Annotated in this window: 13 protein-coding genes and 2 tRNA genes; 3 read left to right on the forward strand and 12 right to left on the reverse strand. The window is 70.0% G+C overall.

Going from position 1 to position 15,956, the window contains the following annotated elements; translation table 11 throughout:
* Nucleotides 1-33: 33 nt before the first annotated feature.
* The 4 genes from OHT51_RS14935 to OHT51_RS14950 form a co-directional block, all read right to left on the reverse strand.
* A tRNA-Met gene (locus tag OHT51_RS14935) sits at nt 34-107 on the reverse strand.
* Nucleotides 108-281: 174 nt separating this feature from the next.
* Nucleotides 282-2,243: a tetratricopeptide repeat protein gene (locus OHT51_RS14940; protein WP_443052481.1), complete on the reverse strand. Its 1,962-nt coding sequence runs from the start codon at nt 2,241-2,243 to the stop codon at nt 282-284.
* A 228-nt stretch (nt 2,244-2,471) separates the two neighbouring features.
* Nucleotides 2,472-2,545, reverse strand: a tRNA-Met gene (locus OHT51_RS14945).
* 57 nt (nt 2,546-2,602) lie between these two features.
* Entirely contained in the window at nt 2,603-5,563 is a 2,961-nt protein-coding gene (locus OHT51_RS14950) for a UPF0182 family membrane protein (RefSeq protein ID WP_328884326.1), read from the reverse strand.
* A gap of 164 nt (nt 5,564-5,727) precedes the next feature.
* Here OHT51_RS14950 and OHT51_RS14955 point away from each other — a divergent pair, with 164 nt between their 5' ends.
* The gene (locus OHT51_RS14955) at nt 5,728-6,270 is read left to right on the forward strand and encodes a PPA1309 family protein (protein WP_328879429.1); all 543 of its coding nucleotides are present in this window, start codon (nt 5,728-5,730) and stop codon (nt 6,268-6,270) included.
* Nucleotides 6,271-6,357: 87 nt separating this feature from the next.
* Here OHT51_RS14955 and OHT51_RS14960 read toward each other — a convergent pair whose 3' ends face one another.
* From OHT51_RS14960 to OHT51_RS14975, 4 genes are all read right to left on the reverse strand, one after another.
* Complete coding sequence (locus tag OHT51_RS14960; protein WP_328879430.1) at nt 6,358-7,455, reverse strand: YlbL family protein; 1,098 nt, start codon at nt 7,453-7,455, stop codon at nt 6,358-6,360.
* A gap of 62 nt (nt 7,456-7,517) precedes the next feature.
* Complete coding sequence (locus OHT51_RS14965; RefSeq protein WP_328879431.1) at nt 7,518-7,685, reverse strand: hypothetical protein; 168 nt, start codon at nt 7,683-7,685, stop codon at nt 7,518-7,520.
* A gap of 141 nt (nt 7,686-7,826) precedes the next feature.
* Nucleotides 7,827-8,288 (reverse strand): molybdenum cofactor biosynthesis protein MoaE, encoded by a 462-nt coding sequence (locus OHT51_RS14970; RefSeq protein WP_328879432.1) that lies wholly within the window; start codon nt 8,286-8,288, stop codon nt 7,827-7,829.
* A gap of 88 nt (nt 8,289-8,376) precedes the next feature.
* Nucleotides 8,377-9,495, reverse strand: coding sequence for an SDR family oxidoreductase (locus tag OHT51_RS14975; RefSeq protein WP_328423660.1), 1,119 nt, complete (start codon nt 9,493-9,495; stop codon nt 8,377-8,379).
* 193 nt (nt 9,496-9,688) lie between these two features.
* Between OHT51_RS14975 and OHT51_RS14980 the strand changes: the two genes are divergently transcribed.
* Complete coding sequence (locus OHT51_RS14980) at nt 9,689-11,152, forward strand: zinc-dependent metalloprotease (RefSeq protein ID WP_328879433.1); 1,464 nt, start codon at nt 9,689-9,691, stop codon at nt 11,150-11,152.
* Nucleotides 11,149-11,670: an NUDIX hydrolase gene (locus OHT51_RS14985; protein ID WP_328879434.1), complete on the forward strand. Its 522-nt coding sequence runs from the start codon at nt 11,149-11,151 to the stop codon at nt 11,668-11,670. The genes OHT51_RS14980 and OHT51_RS14985 overlap by 4 nt, the downstream gene beginning before the upstream one ends.
* A 226-nt stretch (nt 11,671-11,896) precedes the next feature.
* Here the strand turns inward: OHT51_RS14985 and OHT51_RS14990 are convergent, their stop codons facing one another.
* The 4 genes from OHT51_RS14990 to OHT51_RS15005 form a co-directional block, all read right to left on the reverse strand.
* On the reverse strand, nt 11,897-12,652 hold the full coding sequence (locus OHT51_RS14990; RefSeq protein WP_328423666.1) for an AIM24 family protein: 756 nt from the start codon (nt 12,650-12,652) through the stop codon (nt 11,897-11,899).
* A gap of 17 nt (nt 12,653-12,669) precedes the next feature.
* On the reverse strand, nt 12,670-13,350 hold the full coding sequence (locus OHT51_RS14995) for an AIM24 family protein (RefSeq protein WP_328879435.1): 681 nt from the start codon (nt 13,348-13,350) through the stop codon (nt 12,670-12,672).
* 11 nt (nt 13,351-13,361) lie between these two features.
* Nucleotides 13,362-15,152 carry a TerD family protein gene (locus OHT51_RS15000; protein ID WP_328879436.1) on the reverse strand — a complete coding sequence of 597 codons (1,791 nt, stop codon included), beginning with the start codon at nt 15,150-15,152 and terminating at the stop codon, nt 13,362-13,364.
* A 149-nt stretch (nt 15,153-15,301) separates the two neighbouring features.
* Complete coding sequence (locus OHT51_RS15005) at nt 15,302-15,898, reverse strand: M48 metallopeptidase family protein (RefSeq protein ID WP_328879437.1); 597 nt, start codon at nt 15,896-15,898, stop codon at nt 15,302-15,304.
* Between the last annotated feature and the right edge of the window lie 58 nt (nt 15,899-15,956).

A 15,956-nucleotide genomic window follows, 5' to 3' on the forward strand; every position in this document is an offset into this window, starting at 1 on the left:
GGACCCTTTCGGATCCCGGCCCTAGGCCTTCAGTAGCGGGGACAGGATTTGAACCTGCGACCTCTGGGTTATGAGCCCAGCGAGCTACCGAGCTGCTCCACCCCGCGTCGGTGAACTGAACATTACGTCAAGCATGCGGACAGAGGCAAATCGCTGGTCGAGGCGACTGCCTCGGCCCGGTGATCCAGCCCGTCCGGCGTTTCTCCCCAGGGGCGACCCCCAACGCCGGGCCACCAGAAACCCACCCCGCTCCAGCCCAGCCGACCAAGCTCAGCGCAGCGTCACGCCGAGAGCTCCTCCCGCAGAGCGTCCCGCAGCCGAGCCGCCCGCTCCGCAACCTCCCGAGGCCCGAGCGCCACGGCCCGATCAGCCCACCGCTTTCCCTCCGCCAGCTCGCCACGACGCGCGTAGACCAGAGCGAGCCGCAAAGCCGACCGCCCGTGCCCGGCGTCAGCCGCTCGCGTCCACCACACCGCCGCCTCCGGCTCACTCCCCTCCCGGGCCAGCAGCAGCCCCAGATTGAAGGCACCGTTCCGAGACCCGGCCTCCGCGGCAGCCCGGTACCACCGAGCCGCCTCCACCACATCGCCCCGGGCCGCGGCGAGCATCCCCACCCGCACCTGCGCCCGCCGATGCCCCTGGGAGGCCGCCCGCTCGTACCACTCCTCGCACTCGGTCTTCTCGTGCGCCGGCTCCCCCAGCTCATGCTCGGGCTCCGGCGGACGCCGAGCATCCAGCACGGTCGCCAGCCGGTACGCGGCTTCCGCACTGCCGCCCCCGGCCGCACAGCGCAGATGCCGCTCGGCCGCGAACTCGTCCCCGTCCCGCAGCCGCGCGATCCCGACCTGCAGCGCCGCCTCCGTGTGACCGGCGGCAGCGGCACGCTCGTACCACCGCAGCGCGGCTCGCTCCTCGCCCCGCCCGGCGTGCAGGATTCCCAGGTTGAACGCGGCGTCCACACTGCCCGCCTCCGCAGCCTTGGAGAACCACGGCTCGGCGCCCGTCGCGTCCCCGCCCTGGAGCAGCAGGATCGCCAGCGCGTTCGCCGCCTCGCGGTGCCCGGCGTATGCCGCCCGCCGGTACCACTGTTCGGCCTGCGAGGTCCGCCCCTGCTCGGCGCAGAGCAGCCCGAGGTTGTACGCGCCGTTGACATCGCCCGCGTCCATCGCGGCCCGGTACCACCGCTCTGCGGTCTGCGTCTGGCCGCGCTCGGCGTGCAGCGCGCCCAGCGCGTTCGCCGCGTTGCCGTCGCCGTCCTGGGCGGCCCGCAGCCACCACACGGCGGCGCTCTCGGTGTCCCCCGCGTCCCTCAGCAGGAACCCGAGCGCGCAGGCGGCCCGAGCCTCCCCGTCCTTGGCGGACGTCAGATACCAGCGCCCGGCCTCCTTGAGCTCGCCGCGCTTCTCCAGGATCGCCCCGAGGTGCAGCGCGGCCCGGCGGTGCCCGCGCGCGGCGGCCTGCCGGTACCACTGCTCGGCCTCCGCCACCAGCGACTCGTCCGGCGCGACACCGTTGTCGAGTTCGTCCTCCCCCGCCCGCACCGCCTGCCGGTCGAGTGCGCGCGCCAGCCGGTACGCCGCCTCCCGGTGCCCGCGTTCCGCCGCGGCCCGCATCCACTGCTCGGCCGCGCCGTCGCTGCGGTGCTCCAGCAGGTCGGCGAGCGCGTAGGCGCCCAACGCGTGTCCCTGTTCGGCGGACTGCCGCAGCCAGTACTCGGCGGCAGGCTCGTCGCCCCGCTCACGGTGATGGCGTCCCAGCGCGTGCGCGGCCGCGGCCGACCCGGCGACGGCGGCGATCCGCCACCAGCCGGCGGCCTCGTCGGCGTACCCGCGCTGGTGAAGAAGAACTCCCAGGTTGTTGGCTGCGGCCCGGTCCCCGGCTGCGGTGGCGGCACGCAGATGAGCCTCGGCTCCGTCGAGATCCCCGCGGCGCAGCAGCATGGCCCCGAGGACGCTCATCGCCTCGACGTCCCCGCCCTCGGCGGCGAGCCGCTGCCGCGCCTCCTCGGCGGCGTCCCCGGTCTCGTCCTGGTCCGTCGGCCGGTCGAGCGCGAACTCGCCGTCCGACTGTGTGAGGTCACTGTCCGACCGTGTGAGGTCACTCACCTGCCGCGGGAGGCCGCCCATCGGCTGGGAGGCACCGTCCGTGGACCGCACGAAATCGACCGTCGGCCGCACAAAGTCGGCAGGCTGCACAAACCGCCCTGTCTCCAACAGAGTTGCCTTGTCCCCCATAACGTCCATCGTCGCACCACCTGCAACCTGGGTACACCTGGTATACCGCAGCCATTGAGGTCACTTCAGCGTTTTGTCGACATGCCCACAGAGAGACAAGTCAAACACAGTTCCCCCAACTCCCCGAGGCGGCGCGGCCGTCTCGCCGTGCGGCACATGCGTTCGCACACGACGAAGGCCCGGATCCTCTTGAGGATCCGGGCCTTCGCTGTCGTACGAAATACTCGCCGACTTCAGTAGCGGGGACAGGATTTGAACCTGCGACCTCTGGGTTATGAGCCCAGCGAGCTACCGAGCTGCTCCACCCCGCGCCGTTGTTCTGCAACCGTATCACGGCGCGGGGTGGGCTATTCGATCAGCCGTCGTCCCTAACTGCCGCTGGGACTGCTGCTCGGCTTCGGACTGGAACTCTGGCTCGCGCTGCCGCCACCGCCGCCACCGCCTGAACCGCCGGTCTTGTCGGCCTGCGCTTGTGCGTCCTCGGCCCGCTTCAGCGCGTCCTCGAGATCCTTCTGCGCCCTGCCGTAGGCCTCCCAGTCGTTCTCCTTGAGAGCTTCCTGGCCGGCCTCGAAGGCGTCCTGGGCGTCGTTCAACGCCTCTTGGACCGTCGGGTTGGTGGACGTCGGCGGAGGTGTCGTGCCGCCGCCCTCGTCTTCACCCTCGTCCGGTGGCTGAGTGGTCGGGCCCTCCGCTCCGAAGACCTTGTTGAGGGCCTCGCCGAGCGTGTCCTCGAAGGCGGTGGTGCCGCCGTAGGACACCAACACCTTCCGCAGCAGCGGGTACTTGAGTCCGCCACCGCGCACATAGACCGGCTCCACATAGAGGAGTCCGCCGTCGAGCGGGACCGCCAGCAGGTTGCCGTACTCGACCTCCGAGTCGCCGCCTCTCAGCAGCCTGATCGTCTCGGCGATGTTCTGCTCGGAGTTGAACTGGCTCTGGACCTGACTTGGACCGTTGACCGTGGTGTTGGTCGGCAGTTTCAGAATTCTGATCTTGCCGTAGCCACTGGTGCCCGCCTCGGCGTCGACCGCCATGAAGGCACTGAGGTTGTCTCTGCCGTTCGGCGTCAACGTCGTCGTCAGCGAGAACGCCTGTGCCTTCTGGTCGGGCATCTTCATGCTCAGGTAGTACGGCGGCACGGCGCTGCCCGACTTGTTGGTCGGGTCGTCCGGCACCTGCCAGACCTCGCTGCCGCTGAGGAACGTCGTGGCGTCCTTCACGTGGTAGCGGGTGAGCAGCTCGCGCTGGACCTTGAACAGGTCCTGCGGGTAGCGCAGATGGTCCATCAGCGACTTCGAGATCTCGCTCTTAGGCTTCACCGTGTCCGGGAACGCCTTCATCCAGGTCTTCAGGACCGGGTCCTTGGTGTCCCACTGGAAGAGCTTGACCTCGCCGCTGTAGGCGTCGACCGTCGCCTTCACCGAGTTGCGGATGTAGTTGACCTGGTTCTGCTGGGCCACCACCGCCCGCTGGTCGTTGGCGGCGGTCAGCGAGTCGGCCGTCGTGTCACCGAGGGTCGTACGGGAGGAGTACGGATAGCCGTTCGTCGTCGTGTAGGCGTCGACGATCCACTGGATACGGCCGTCCACGACCGCCGGATAGGCGTCACCGTCGATGGTCAGCCACGGGGCCACCGCCTCGACGCGCTCCTTGGGCGTGCGGTTGTACAGGATGCGCGAACCGTCGCCGATCGCACCCGAGTACAGGATCTGCGGCTCGCCGAACGCCACCGCGTACGCGGCCCGGTTGACCGGGTTGGAGAGACTGACCCCGCTGTCGGCCTTGTAGCTGTAGGTCTTCTCACCGCTGTCGTCGGAGTAGTCGATCTCCTTCTGGGGACCGCCGACGATCGAGTACATGGTGGTCTTCTCGCCGTAGTAGACCCGCTGCTCGTACGTCCCGAGGTCGCCCTTGGACGGCAGGTCGGACTCGGTGAAGTCAGGTCGGCCCTGGGCGTCTGCGTTGGTGCCCTCGGCGGCGACCACGCCGTAGCCGTGGGTGTAACGGAAGTGGTCGTTGATCCAGTTGCGCTTCGGGATGCCGTTGAGGTTGATCTCGCGCAGACCGATGACCGTGTCCTGGTCCTTGCCGTCCTTGGCGTACCGGTCGACGTCCAGGTTGGTCGGGAACGCGTAGTAGTTCCTGATCTGCTGGAGCTGCTGGAACGTGGGCGAGACGATGTTCGGGTCCAGGATGCGGATGCTCGCCGTGGAGTCGACGTCGTCGCGCAGCTTGGTCTTGTCCTCGGTCTTGCTCGTACCCGGGTACTCGGTGACCTTGGTGCCGTCGATGCCGTACGCGTCGCGCGTCGCCTTGAGGTTCTTCTCGACGTACGGCGCTTCCTTGGCCTGCTCGTTGGGCTGGACCTGGAACTTCTGCACGATCGCCGGATACAGGCCGCCGATGAGGATCGCCGAGAGCACCATCAGGCCGAAGCCGATGACGGGCAGCTGCCAGGTGCGCCGCCACAGCGTGGCGAAGAACAGCAGCGCGCAGATGACGGCGATGCAGAACAGGATCGTCTTGGCCGGCAGATACGCGTTGGCGTCGACGTACCTCAGGCCGGTCCAGTTGTCGGTCGCCTTGAAGTCACTGGACTTCACCGCGAGCCCGTACCGGTCGAGCCAGTACGCGACGGCCTTCAGGGCGACGAAGATGCCGATGAGGACCGACAGATGACCGGTCGCCGCGGCCGTGGCACGCGCGCCCGGGCTGGTGATGCGCAGCCCGCCGTACAGGTAGTGGGTGAGCGCGGCGGCGATCACGGAGAGGATCGCCGCGGCGAAGCCGAAGCCGAGCAGGAACCGGTACCAGGGCAGGTCGAAGGCGTAGAAGCCGACGTCGAGGTGGAACTGCGGGTCCTTCTCGCCGAACGGAACGCCGTTGACCCACATCAGCCAGGTCCGCCACTGGCTGGATGCGGAGGCACCGGCGATCAGACCGACCAGCGCGGTGATCGCCAGCAGCAGCCACTTCTTGTAGGGCGCGATGCCCATGCGGTAGCGGTCGAGGCTCTGCTGCTCCATCGACATGGCGCTCAGCGGCGGGCGCAGTCGGTGCGCCAGCCAGATGTTGAACCCGACCGAGAGGGCCATCAACAGACCGAAGACGAAGAAGAGTCCGATCTTCGTCCACAGCGTGGTCGTGAACACCGACGAGTAGTTCACCGACCGGTACCAGAGCCAGTCCGTCCAAAAGCCCGCGAACATGGTGAAGGCCATGCCGAGGACGGCGAGGACGCCCAGTGTCATGAGCAGCGTCCGGACACGCCGGGACGGGCGGCCCACTCTGATCCGTGGCCCGGTCGGGCCTCCGCCGCGGTCCGGCATCTGGAAAGCCAAGGTTCGCACCCCGAGGTTCGCTGTTGATCCGTCAGACCCGCGTCTTCGTGGGCCCTCCGTGGCCCCCCGTGATCGCGGGCCCACACCTATGCAACTTACTCACGCTTTACTCAGTTCCCGATTCCGGCCGGGAACGAGGCAGGATTGTGACCATGTCCAACACTCCCATGGCGGCGAGCCCGCTGACCCGGGCCGTTCTCGAGATCGACGAGTACGCCTCCGGCCTCGGCTGGGACCAGCCCGCCCGCCTCTTCGCCCTCGTAGACACCGCACGGCTGCGGGCCCAGGAACCCGGCCTCGCCGCCCAGCTCGGCCTGGGGGACGAGCAGGAGTCCTCCGGCCTGACCCCGATCGAGCAGGACGAAATTGAAACGGGCAAGGCACTCGATGAGTTCCTCGCCACGATCGCCTGGCCCGACGCGGTGGCCGGCTGCGCGCTCACGGTCGAGCGTCTCATGTTGCCCCCGTCCGCCGAGACCCAGGTCCCGCAGGGCCTGAGCGACGCCAAGCTCGCGAAGTGGGTGGCGGACCACCCCGAGCGCCAGGAGGTCCGCATGACGGTCGCGGTCCTGCGCGACGGCGCCCGCGAATCGGCCCTGCGCCTGCGCGAGAAGGACACCCCGACGGAGGTCCTCACCGGCCCGGACCTGGTCCCGGGACTCGCGGAGGCTCTGGCGGCGACGTTCGCGGACTGAAGTCCTCAGGTACGGCGGTCCAGTACGGCAGTGGGGGCGCCCCCCAAAGGGAAGGGCGCCCCCACTGCCGTGCTCGAGGTTCGTCGCTCAGTCCTTGGTCGTGCACTTCGGCAGGTCGGCCGTGTCGCCGGAGCGGATGTCCTTCATGGCGCCGAGGGCGTCGTCGATGGTGCCGACCTTGACCAGGGTGAGGCCGCTGGGGACGTCACGGGCGGCCGTCGCGCAGTTGTCGGCCGGCGTGAGGAAGTACTGGGCGCCCTTTTCACGCGCGCCGACGGTCTTCATCTCGATGCCGCCGATGGGGCCGACCTTGCCGGCATCGTCGATGGTGCCGGTGCCGGCGACGAACTTGCCGCCGGTGAGGCTGCCCGGGGTGAGCTTGTCGTAGAGCCCGAGTGCGAACATCAGGCCCGCGCTGGGGCCGCCGACGTCGGCGAGCTTGATGTCGACGGTGAACGGGAAGGTGTGGTCGGTCCCGGCGGAGATCCCGACGACGGCGCGCTTCTCGCCGCTGTCGTCGGACTCGGCGGTCCTGATCGTGACCTTCTCGGTCTTCGTCGGCGTCCGGCGCTCCTTCTCGGCGGCGGCCTGCTCCTTGGCCGGCACGATCGTGAAGACGACGTCCTGGCCCGGCTTGTGCTTGGTCACGAGCTTGGCGACGTCGGCAGGTTCCTTCACCGTCGTACCGTCGACGGACTTGATGACGTCACCGGCGTGCAGCCTGCCCTCGGCAGGCGTCCCTTTGACCACGGTCGAGACGATCACCCAGCTCTGCACCGGGATGTCCAGTGCCTTCAGGGCGGCGACCTTGGCGCTCTCCTGGGACTGGCTGAACTCCTCGGCGTTCTCCTGGGTGGACTGCTCCTCGGTCTTGCCGTCCGGGTAGAGGGTGTCGTGCGGCACGACCTTGTTGTCATGCGCCAGCCACCCGTAGACGGCCTCCACGAGGTTCATCCTGTAGTCGGCGCTGGTGACCCGGACGGTGGTCATGTTGAGATGCCCGGTCGTCGGGTAGGTCTTGCGACCGTTGACCTGCAGCACCGGCTCGCCGTCATGATCGCCCAGGGTGTTCACCGTCGGCCCGGGCGACATCTCCGCGTACGGCACGGGGATGAAGACTCCCGCGCACAGGAGCGCGATCAGCATCAGGGTGGAGGCGAGCATCGTCGCGGTGCGGCGTGGCATGCCACGACAGTACGTGACACGCCTGTCAGTGCCCCGTCAGGGCCGCATACCCGTCCGCACGATCACGTGTGGGAGGAGGATCTCTTCTCCATGGCCTCGCGGAACCGGGCATACCCGTCGAGCTCCGGCCCGTCGCCCCGTGCCTTGCGGGTCCGGTTGGCCCAACTGCCCCACAGGCCGGCGCCGATCGCAGCCGCGAGCGGAATCAGCAACCAGGCGAGTGCCGCCATGCCGTCCTCCCATCCCCAATGAGCGACCGCAACTGACTGATCAGCAGATTAACCACTGGCACTGACAACGCTCACGTCAGGGGTGCGGTTACGCAACCGGAGTGGGGTGGACGGGTTCCGTCGGACCGGTTCCGGGAGGGTTCAGCAGGCGCCGACCCATTCCTCGGTGCCGTCGGAGAACTTCTGGTGCTTCCAGATCGGCACCTCGTGCTTGAGGTCGTCGATCAGCTTCCGGCACGCCTCGAAGGCCTCCCCGCGATGCGGACAGGAGACGGCGACGACGACTGCGAGGTCCCCGACCCTGAGGTCTCCGACCCGGTGCACGGCCGCGAGCGCCCGCACCGGATACTCGGCGACGACCTTCTCGGCGACGCGCCGCATCTCGGCCTCGGCGCTCGGGTGGCAGGAGTACCCGAGCTCATCCACGTCGGCACCCCCGTCGTGGTTGCGCACGGTCCCGGCAAAGAGCGCGATGCCTCCGGCGGCGTCGTCCCCGACGAGCCGGAAGACCTCGTCCACGGAGAGCGGCGCATCGCGGATCGCGAGCAGCTTGATGGGATCCTGCGCGGCCTGCTCACCGGGGTGATCGTGGGTGGGTGCCATGCCCCCATCGTGCACCAGGTCACCGGCACCGGGGAATTGCCGATTCGCCCGGCACACGCGTGTGGAGGTTTGGAGGGTCGTACGGACCTCAGATCCGCCGCCGGGCCTTCCGTGCCCTGCGCACCACCGCCGCCGCGCCCAGCAGGGCCACCGTCGCTCCCGCGGCGCCGGCCGCCGTGGCGTCCTTGCGCCCGAGCCGCCGCCCGGCGACCGTGTGCCTGCCGGAGACCTCCTCCAGCAGCTCCGCGAGCACTTCCTCGTTGGTCCACTGCGGCCGCCACCCGGCGTCATGGAGCCGGCTCCCGCTCACGACCCAGGGATACATCGTGTACGCCAGGTCACCGGCCGGGGAGGGGGTCAGTCCGATCCGGTGCAGCCGGGCCGCCGCGCCCAGCGCGACCGCCGAGGGAAGCTCCATACGGCGGATCCCGCTGAGCTCCTCCACCTCCTCCTGCTCCAGCCAGCCGTCGCAGCCGACGGCGAGTTCCCCGTCGACCTTCTCCAGGACGGCGTACTCCAGGGCGCTGCACAGATCCTCGACGTGACAGAACTGCCAGGCGGGCCGGGAACCGGCGACGACGAGCAGCCGCGGTGACTCGAAGTACCTGGTCAGCGCGGTGTCCGTGCCGCCCACGAGCACTGCGGGCCGGACAACGGTGACATTGAGTCCCGGGTGGGCCCGGGGCGCCCTTCGCGCGAGGCGCTCGATCTCCAGCAGATCCCCGACCCCGGTGGCCTCCGCCGTCGCCCGCAGCTCCGCGTCCTCGGACAGCGGCAGCTCGTTCTCCGGCAGCGCCCCGTAGACCATCGCGGACGTGCACAGCACGACCCGGTGGATCCCGGCGGCCGCAGCGGCGGTCAGAACGGTCTGCGTCCCCCGAACGTTGTATGCCGTCCGGGCGGCGGAATCCGTCTCCAGATCCAGGTCGAGCGCCAGGTGCACGACCACGTCGGCGCCCCGCAGCTTGTCCGCGATGGCCGGGTCCCGCACGTCCAGGATGTGCCACTGCGCCGCCGCGCACTCGCCGCGCCGCTCGTCGATGGCGATGACCTGCTTGACCTCGTCCGACGCGACCAGCCGCTCCGTGAGCAGGGCTCCGATGCCGGACGCGGCACCGGTCACCGCGACGACGGGGCCGCGCACGCCGCGCGCGGGAGGGGTTGACTGGTTTCGCGCTGCGCGAACCTGCGGATCAGGGGAACTCACCGGGCGTCTCCAGCGGTTGTCTTCAGTACGGACGCGAGTGACGCGTACGAACCAGGTGGCATCCATCCTGCCGCAGGCCAAGAGTCGGCGAAGCACCGAGGCCCGAACGGCTCGCGGTGTCTACGCTGGGTGGTGTTATCGGGCAGTCGCGCCGCCGGTGCCAAACCGGTGGCCTTACCAGCCGAGGAATCCCGTGAGTGACACCCCATTCGGATTCGGCCTTCCGCCGGAGGAGCCGGACGACGGCGACGAGGGCAAGAAGAAGGACCAGCAGAGCGGTGGTGGTCAGGGCCCGGCCAACCCGTTCGGTTTCGGCGGGCTGCCCGGAGCCGGTGGCTTCGGTGGCACCGGTGCCGACAATCCGTTCGCTGCCATGTTCGGTTCCCTGAACCCCACCGACCTGGGCGCCGCGTTCCAGCAGCTGGGCCAGATGCTCTCCTACGAGGGCGGCCCGGTGAACTGGGACATGGCCAAGCAGATCGCCCGCCAGACGGTCTCCCAGGGCACCGCGGACGGCACGAAGGACGCGAGCGTCGGCCCCGCCGAGCGCAATGCCGTTCAGGAAGCCGTCCGCCTGGCCGACCTGTGGCTCGACGACGCGACGGCGCTGCCGTCCGGCGCGGGCTCCGCGGTGGCATGGTCCCGCGCGGAGTGGGTCGAGGCGACCCTGCCCGCGTGGCAGGAGCTCGTCGACCCGGTGGCCGAGCGCGTCGGCACCGCCATGGGCGACGTCCTGCCGGAGGAGATGCAGGCCATGGCCGGCCCGCTCATCGGCATGATGCGCTCGATGGGCGGCGCCATGTTCGGCACGCAGATCGGGCAGGCCGTCGGCGTGCTCGCGGGCGAGGTCGTCGGCTCCACCGACATCGGTCTGCCGCTCGGCCCCGTGGGCAAGGCCGCGCTGCTGCCGATCAACATCGAGACGTTCGGCAAGGACCTGGGCGTGCCGAAGGAGGAGGTGCGGCTGTACCTCGCCCTGCGCGAGGCGGCCCACCAGCGCCTGTTCGCGCACGTGCCGTGGCTGCGCTCGCACCTGTTCGGCGCGGTCGACGGCTACGCGCGCGGGATCAAGGTCGACACGGCCAAGCTGGAGGACGTGGTCGGCCAGTTCGACCCGCAGAACCCGGAGCAGCTGCAGGACGCACTCCAGCAGGGCATGTTCCAGCCGGAGGACACGCCGGAGCAGAAGGCGGCTCTGGCCCGTCTGGAGACGGCTCTGGCGCTCGTCGAGGGCTGGGTCGACGCGGTGGTCCACGCCGCCGCGAAACCCCGTCTGTCGTCCGCTGACGCCCTGCGTGAGACGCTGCGGCGCCGACGCGCCTCGGGCGGCCCTGCGGAGCAGACGTTCGCCACGCTGATCGGCCTGGAACTGCGCCCGCGCCGTCTGCGCGACGCCTCACGTCTGTGGGCCTCGCTCACGGACGCGCGCGGTGTCGACGGCCGTGACGCCGTGTGGGCCCACCCGGACATGCTGCCGACGGCCTCCGACCTGGACGACCCGGACGGCTTCGTGCACCGCGAGCAGATCGACTTCTCCGAGCTGGACAAGATGCTCGGCGAGGCGGCGCACGGCTCGACCGGGAAGCCGGACCTGAAGAAGGACGACGACACCAAGGGCGACGCCCAGGGCGATTCCAAGGGCGACGACACCGAGTGAGCCTGTACGACGACGCGGTCCTCGTGCTGAAGGGCCACGAGGACCAGCCGGAGCTGCGCCAGACCTACCTGGAGCATCTGGAGGCACACCCGGACGGCATGTGGAAGGCCTGCGGCGACGGGCACATCACCGCGAGCGCGCTGGTGATCGACCCGTCGCGCGGGCGCGTGCTGCTGACCCTGCACAAGAAGATGCGCATGTGGCTGCAGATGGGCGGCCACTGCGAGTCGGCCGACGACACGCTGGCCGCGGCCGCCCTGCGCGAGGCCACCGAGGAGTCGGGCGTCGCGGGGCTGACCCTGCTGCCCGGCGGCCCCGTCCGCCTGGACCGGCACCACACCCCGTGCGCCTGGCACCTCGACGTCCAATACGCCGCACTGGCTCCGGCCGGAGCCGTGGAGGCCATCAGTGACGAGTCCCTCGACCTGCGCTGGTTCGCCTACGACGAGGTGGCGGAGGTGGCCGACGACTCGGTCGTACGCCTGCTGGAGGCGACACGGGCGAGGCTCGCGGCCTGAGACATGCGTGAGGGGCGACCGCGCCGGCGGTCGCCCCTCACGTCTGCTTCCGGGCGGTGGGCCGCGCCCCGTAAGGGGCGCGCGGAACTGAGCGACTAGCCGCATACGGCCCACGGCCACATACGGCCCACGGCCACATACGGCCCACGGCCGCACACGGCCTGCGGCCCGTGGCCAGAAATGGCCCACGGCCCCTGAGCCCCCCTCGGCCCCATCGGCGGAGCGATCAGCTCCAGACGTTGCCCTGGTTCTGGCCTCGCGCTCCCTGCTGGCCCATGCCGTACTGCGCGGCGAGGCCCGATCCGACCTGGGCGTTCTGCGGCGGCAGCAGTTCGCTGGGCTGGACGATCGCGTAACCGCTGCCCATGAAGCTGAGCTCCCAGCCCTCACCGGTGTTGCCGCGGCGCCGCCACACCCCGGAGGAGTGCGTCTGGGACTGCATCTGGACGCGCAGGCCGGTCGACCACGCGACGATCGCGTCGGCGTCGCAGTTGACGTACTTGTCGGGCGTCACCTGCATCATCAGTGGCATGCCCGAGGTCATCAGAGCGACCTTGCCGCGGCCGGTGATGTTGAGCTGGTACTTCCCGGAGCCGGAGATGCCGTAGAGGCTGTCGACGGCGATGACCTCATGGTGCAGTGAGGAGTCCATCGCCAGCACGTAGCTGCTGTCGACGGTCAGGCCGTCCTGCTCCACGTCCACCATGTGCACGTGCTGCTTGAGGTTGGCGAGGTAGACCGTGCCCTGCCCGTGGCAGCGCATCAGGTCGAGGCCCTCGCCGGTGTGCGCACGCGCGCGTCCCTGCTGGTTGCTCTGGAACTCGGCGTCGAACTCGACCAGGCCCTGATAGGCGACCATGGTCCCCTTGCGGGCGAGGATGTCGTCGTGGCCCTCCAGGGCGACGCGGAGCATCTGCTTGTTCTGCAGGCTCCAGCGCTCCTGGGTCTGCTGGTCGTTGTAGGCGAAAAGCGGACTCTGCATGGCGTTCTGGCTCCCCCTCAGCCCCGGACCCGGAGACGGTCGGTGCTGTCCTCGCTGGGCTGGACGACGACGATGCCCTGGCCGGAGAAGGCCATCTGGTAGGCCTCACCGCTGCCCCGGCCGATGAGCGACTGCGCCTTGAAGCTGCGCTTGCCCTTCACCTTGAGGTTCGGGGACCAGGCGACGAGCGCGTCCGGGTCGACGTACGTCTCGTCCTCGCCGCCGCCGCAGTCGACGACGATCGGCTTGCCCCGGGAGGTCAGCGCGACCCAGCCCTGCCCGGAGATCTTGGTGTTCCACAGGCCCTGTCCGGCGAACTTCGCCAGGCCCTTCACCCGCTCGACGCCCCACGTCAGATGCGCGTCGAAGGCAAGCAGGTTGGTGGCGTTGACGGAGATGCCGTCGCCGTTGAGGTTGATGATGACGACGTTGGCGCCGTAGTCGGCGAGGTAGAGCAGTCCGTCGCCGGAGCACTTCATCAGGGGCGCGCCCTCGCCGGTCATCCAGTCCTTGGCGATCTGGCGCACGGCCGGCGGGTTGGGCTCGTACTGGACGAAGCCTTCGTAGGCGACCATCGACCCCATGCGCGCGAAGAGGTCGTTCCCGGTCTGCATGGCGATCTTCGCCATGTGGTTGCCGTGGTTCTCCATGCGAGCGGAGACGGGTGCGGGGGCGAAGCCCGCGAGCGGCTGGTTCATGACGGGCTCCCTCAGATCTCGTACGGCTGGACGACGATGAAGTTGCCGGGAGCGGCCCGGAACTGGAGGTTCACGCTCTCTCCGGTGTCGCCGGGGTACGCGTTGCGGCGCATCCGTACCTGGCTGGAGACGATCACCTGTGCTGCGGACGACCAGGCGACCACGGCGTTGGCGTCGGCGAACGTCGTGGGCGTGACCGGCAGCACCACGGGCGTGCCGTGCGTCTTGACGACGATCGTGCCGGTGCCGGTGAACTGCATCGTGAACAGCGCGCCGCCGGGGATGCCGTGGCCCTCGATACGGCGGACCTCGTACTGGAGGCTCTCGTCGAAGGCGAGGACGTTCTCGGCGGAAACGCAGATGCCGTCGCCCTGGAGCTCGATGGGGTGCAGCATCGTGGAGTTCTCGGCGAGGAACACCTGGCCCTGGCCGGTACAGCGCATCAGCTGCATCTCCTGGCCGGTCGCGTTGCCCACGATCCGGCCGGAGAATCCGGCGCCCTTGTAGCTGAAGTCGACCTTGCCCTGGTAGAGCACCATGCTGCCCTGCCGGGCCAGTACGGGCTGCCCGCCGATGCCGAGGTCGACCCGGACCATCTTCTTGTTCTGCTGCGTCCAGCGCTGACCGGTGGGCGTCTCCTTGAACTGCTGGAGCGCCGCGGCCACACCGGGGCCCTGGGGTGCGCCCTGGGGGGCGCCCTGGGGGACGCCCTGGGGGGCACCGTAGGGGGCCTGCTGGCCGGGGACCTGCCCGTAGGGGGGCTGCTGGCCATAGCCCGGAGGCGGGGTCGGCTGACCGTAACCGGGGGGCGGGGCCGGTGCCTGCGGTGCCTGGGGCTGGGCGTAACCGGGCGGCGGCGGGGCGCTCGGGGCGGGCGCCTGGCCGTACGGCGGCTGCTGTCCGGGCTGGCCGTACGGCTGCTGCTGGCCCGGCTGGCCGTACGGCTGCTGCTGGCCCGGCTGGCCGTAGGGCGCGGGAGCCGGGGCGGGGGGCGGCGGGGCGCCACCCGGCGGCGTGATCGGCGCGACGATCGTGGGCTGGGCATGCACCGAGGGCGCCGGGGCCGGAGGCGGCGGCGTGGCCCCCTGCGGGGGCGCGAAGCCCTGCGCGGCGGGCTGCGGTGCGGGCGCGGGAGCCGGGGCCGGTGCAGGCGCCGAAGCAGGCGCCGGGGCGCCGAAGGCGGGCGGCGCGGTGGCCTGGGCGGGCGGTGCGAAGCCAGGGGCCGCGCCGGCCTGCGGCTGCTGGGCCTGCTGCGGGATTTCCGGCGTCTCCTCCTCAGCGACCTCGCCGCCGAAGTTCCTCAGGAGCGCATCGAGGCCACCGTCGAAGCCCTGTCCGACGGCGGCGAACCGCCAGACGTCCTTGAGGTAGAAGTCGCCCAGCATCACGGCGCGTTCGGTGGTGAACTCCGAGCCGCTGAAGGCGTACCGGGCCACCTCCTCGCCGCCGGCGACGATGCGAATGTACCCGGGGCTGACCTGCGACATCTGTCCGGCGCCGTCGATCGTCGCCGTGAAGGACAGCTTCTGGATCTGCGGGGGGATCTTGTCGAGCGTGACGCGGAAGGACTCCGTGTCGCCCGCCTGGGCGCCGAGGAGCTGGATGGACTCCTCAGGTGACTTCGGCTGATTGAAGAAGACGAAGTAGCGGTCGTCCGAGAGCTGTTCGTCGGCGTCGAGACCGAAGCAGCTGATGTCGAACGACAGCCCCGGAGCGGCGATCTGTACCCCTACGTACAGATCGGTGCCCGAGGTGAGGTCACTGATCCTGGCCTTGTGGCCGCGTTGGAATTCCCTGGCCATGCGTAACGACCGTCCCCCATCCCGAATGTGATTGCGTCGCGCCAGGCTAACGGCAAACTCGGACATCGAGCGAAGCCGGTACAGACCCGGTACACAACCCTCGCCCGACCGAACCGGAAGTGCCGCCTCCGGGGGTCCTCAGGGAGCGGTCACTCGCCGCGGGCGCCGGGCACATGAGGCAACCGTTCGGCGGCGACCACGCCTTCCAGGTAGCCCTTCGCCCGCTCGGTGCGGGGATAGCCCTCCAGCAGCCGCCAGAAGCGGGGCCCGTGTCCGGGCACCAGGAGATGCGCGAGTTCGTGAAGGAGGACGTAGTCGACGACGTACTCGGGCATGCCCTGCAGGCGGTGCGAGAGCCGGATGCTGCCCTCGGCCGGGGTGCACGAGCCCCAGCGTGTGTTCTGGTTGGTGACCCAGCGGACCGAGTTGGGCCGCGCGCGGCCGTCGAAGTACTGCGCCGACAGCCGCTCCGCCCGCTCGGCCAGTTCGGTGTCACCGAGGACCCGCTTGCTCTCCTGGGCGGCCAGCTTGTCGAGCATGACGTTCACCCAGCGCTGCTCCTCGGCCTCGGACATCCGGGCGGGGATGAGCACGACGGTGCGATCGCCCTCGCGGTACGCCGAGACCGTCCGGCGGCGCCGGGCGCTTCTGCGGACCTCGATCGCGCTCGCCCCCGAGCCGCTCGACGGCGGGCTCGTCGTACTGCGCTGTGGCGTTCCGGCGCGGTGCAGTGGGTCGGCGGACACGCCCCGACGTTACCCGCTGCGCATGGGGGAAGTCCCGACTCCGGGACGGTTCCGTGCC

The organism is Streptomyces sp. NBC_00299, assembly GCF_036173045.1.
Lineage (GTDB): Bacteria > Actinomycetota > Actinomycetes > Streptomycetales > Streptomycetaceae > Streptomyces > Streptomyces machairae.

Bases quoted from the DNA above. Each gene is read 5' to 3' on its own strand.
- OHT51_RS14965 (WP_328879431.1), bottom strand. From the start codon at position 7,685: ATGGCGGCACTCGCCTGGTTGCTGATTCCGCTCGCGGCTGCGATCGGC.
- OHT51_RS14960 (WP_328879430.1), bottom strand. From the start codon at position 7,455: ATGCCACGCCGCACCGCGACGATGCTCGCCTCCACCCTGATGCTGATC.
- OHT51_RS15000 (WP_328879436.1), bottom strand. From the start codon at position 15,152: ATGGCCAGGGAATTCCAACGCGGCCACAAGGCCAGGATCAGTGACCTC.
- OHT51_RS14995 (WP_328879435.1), bottom strand. From the start codon at position 13,350: ATGAACCAGCCGCTCGCGGGCTTCGCCCCCGCACCCGTCTCCGCTCGC.
- OHT51_RS14970 (WP_328879432.1), bottom strand. From the start codon at position 8,288: ATGGCACCCACCCACGATCACCCCGGTGAGCAGGCCGCGCAGGATCCC.
- OHT51_RS14990 (WP_328423666.1), bottom strand. From the start codon at position 12,652: ATGCAGAGTCCGCTTTTCGCCTACAACGACCAGCAGACCCAGGAGCGC.
- OHT51_RS14950 (WP_328884326.1), bottom strand. From the start codon at position 5,563: ATGCCGGACCGCGGCGGAGGCCCGACCGGGCCACGGATCAGAGTGGGC.
- OHT51_RS14955 (WP_328879429.1), top strand. From the start codon at position 5,728: ATGTCCAACACTCCCATGGCGGCGAGCCCGCTGACCCGGGCCGTTCTC.
- OHT51_RS14940 (WP_443052481.1), bottom strand. From the start codon at position 2,243: ATGGACGTTATGGGGGACAAGGCAACTCTGTTGGAGACAGGGCGGTTT.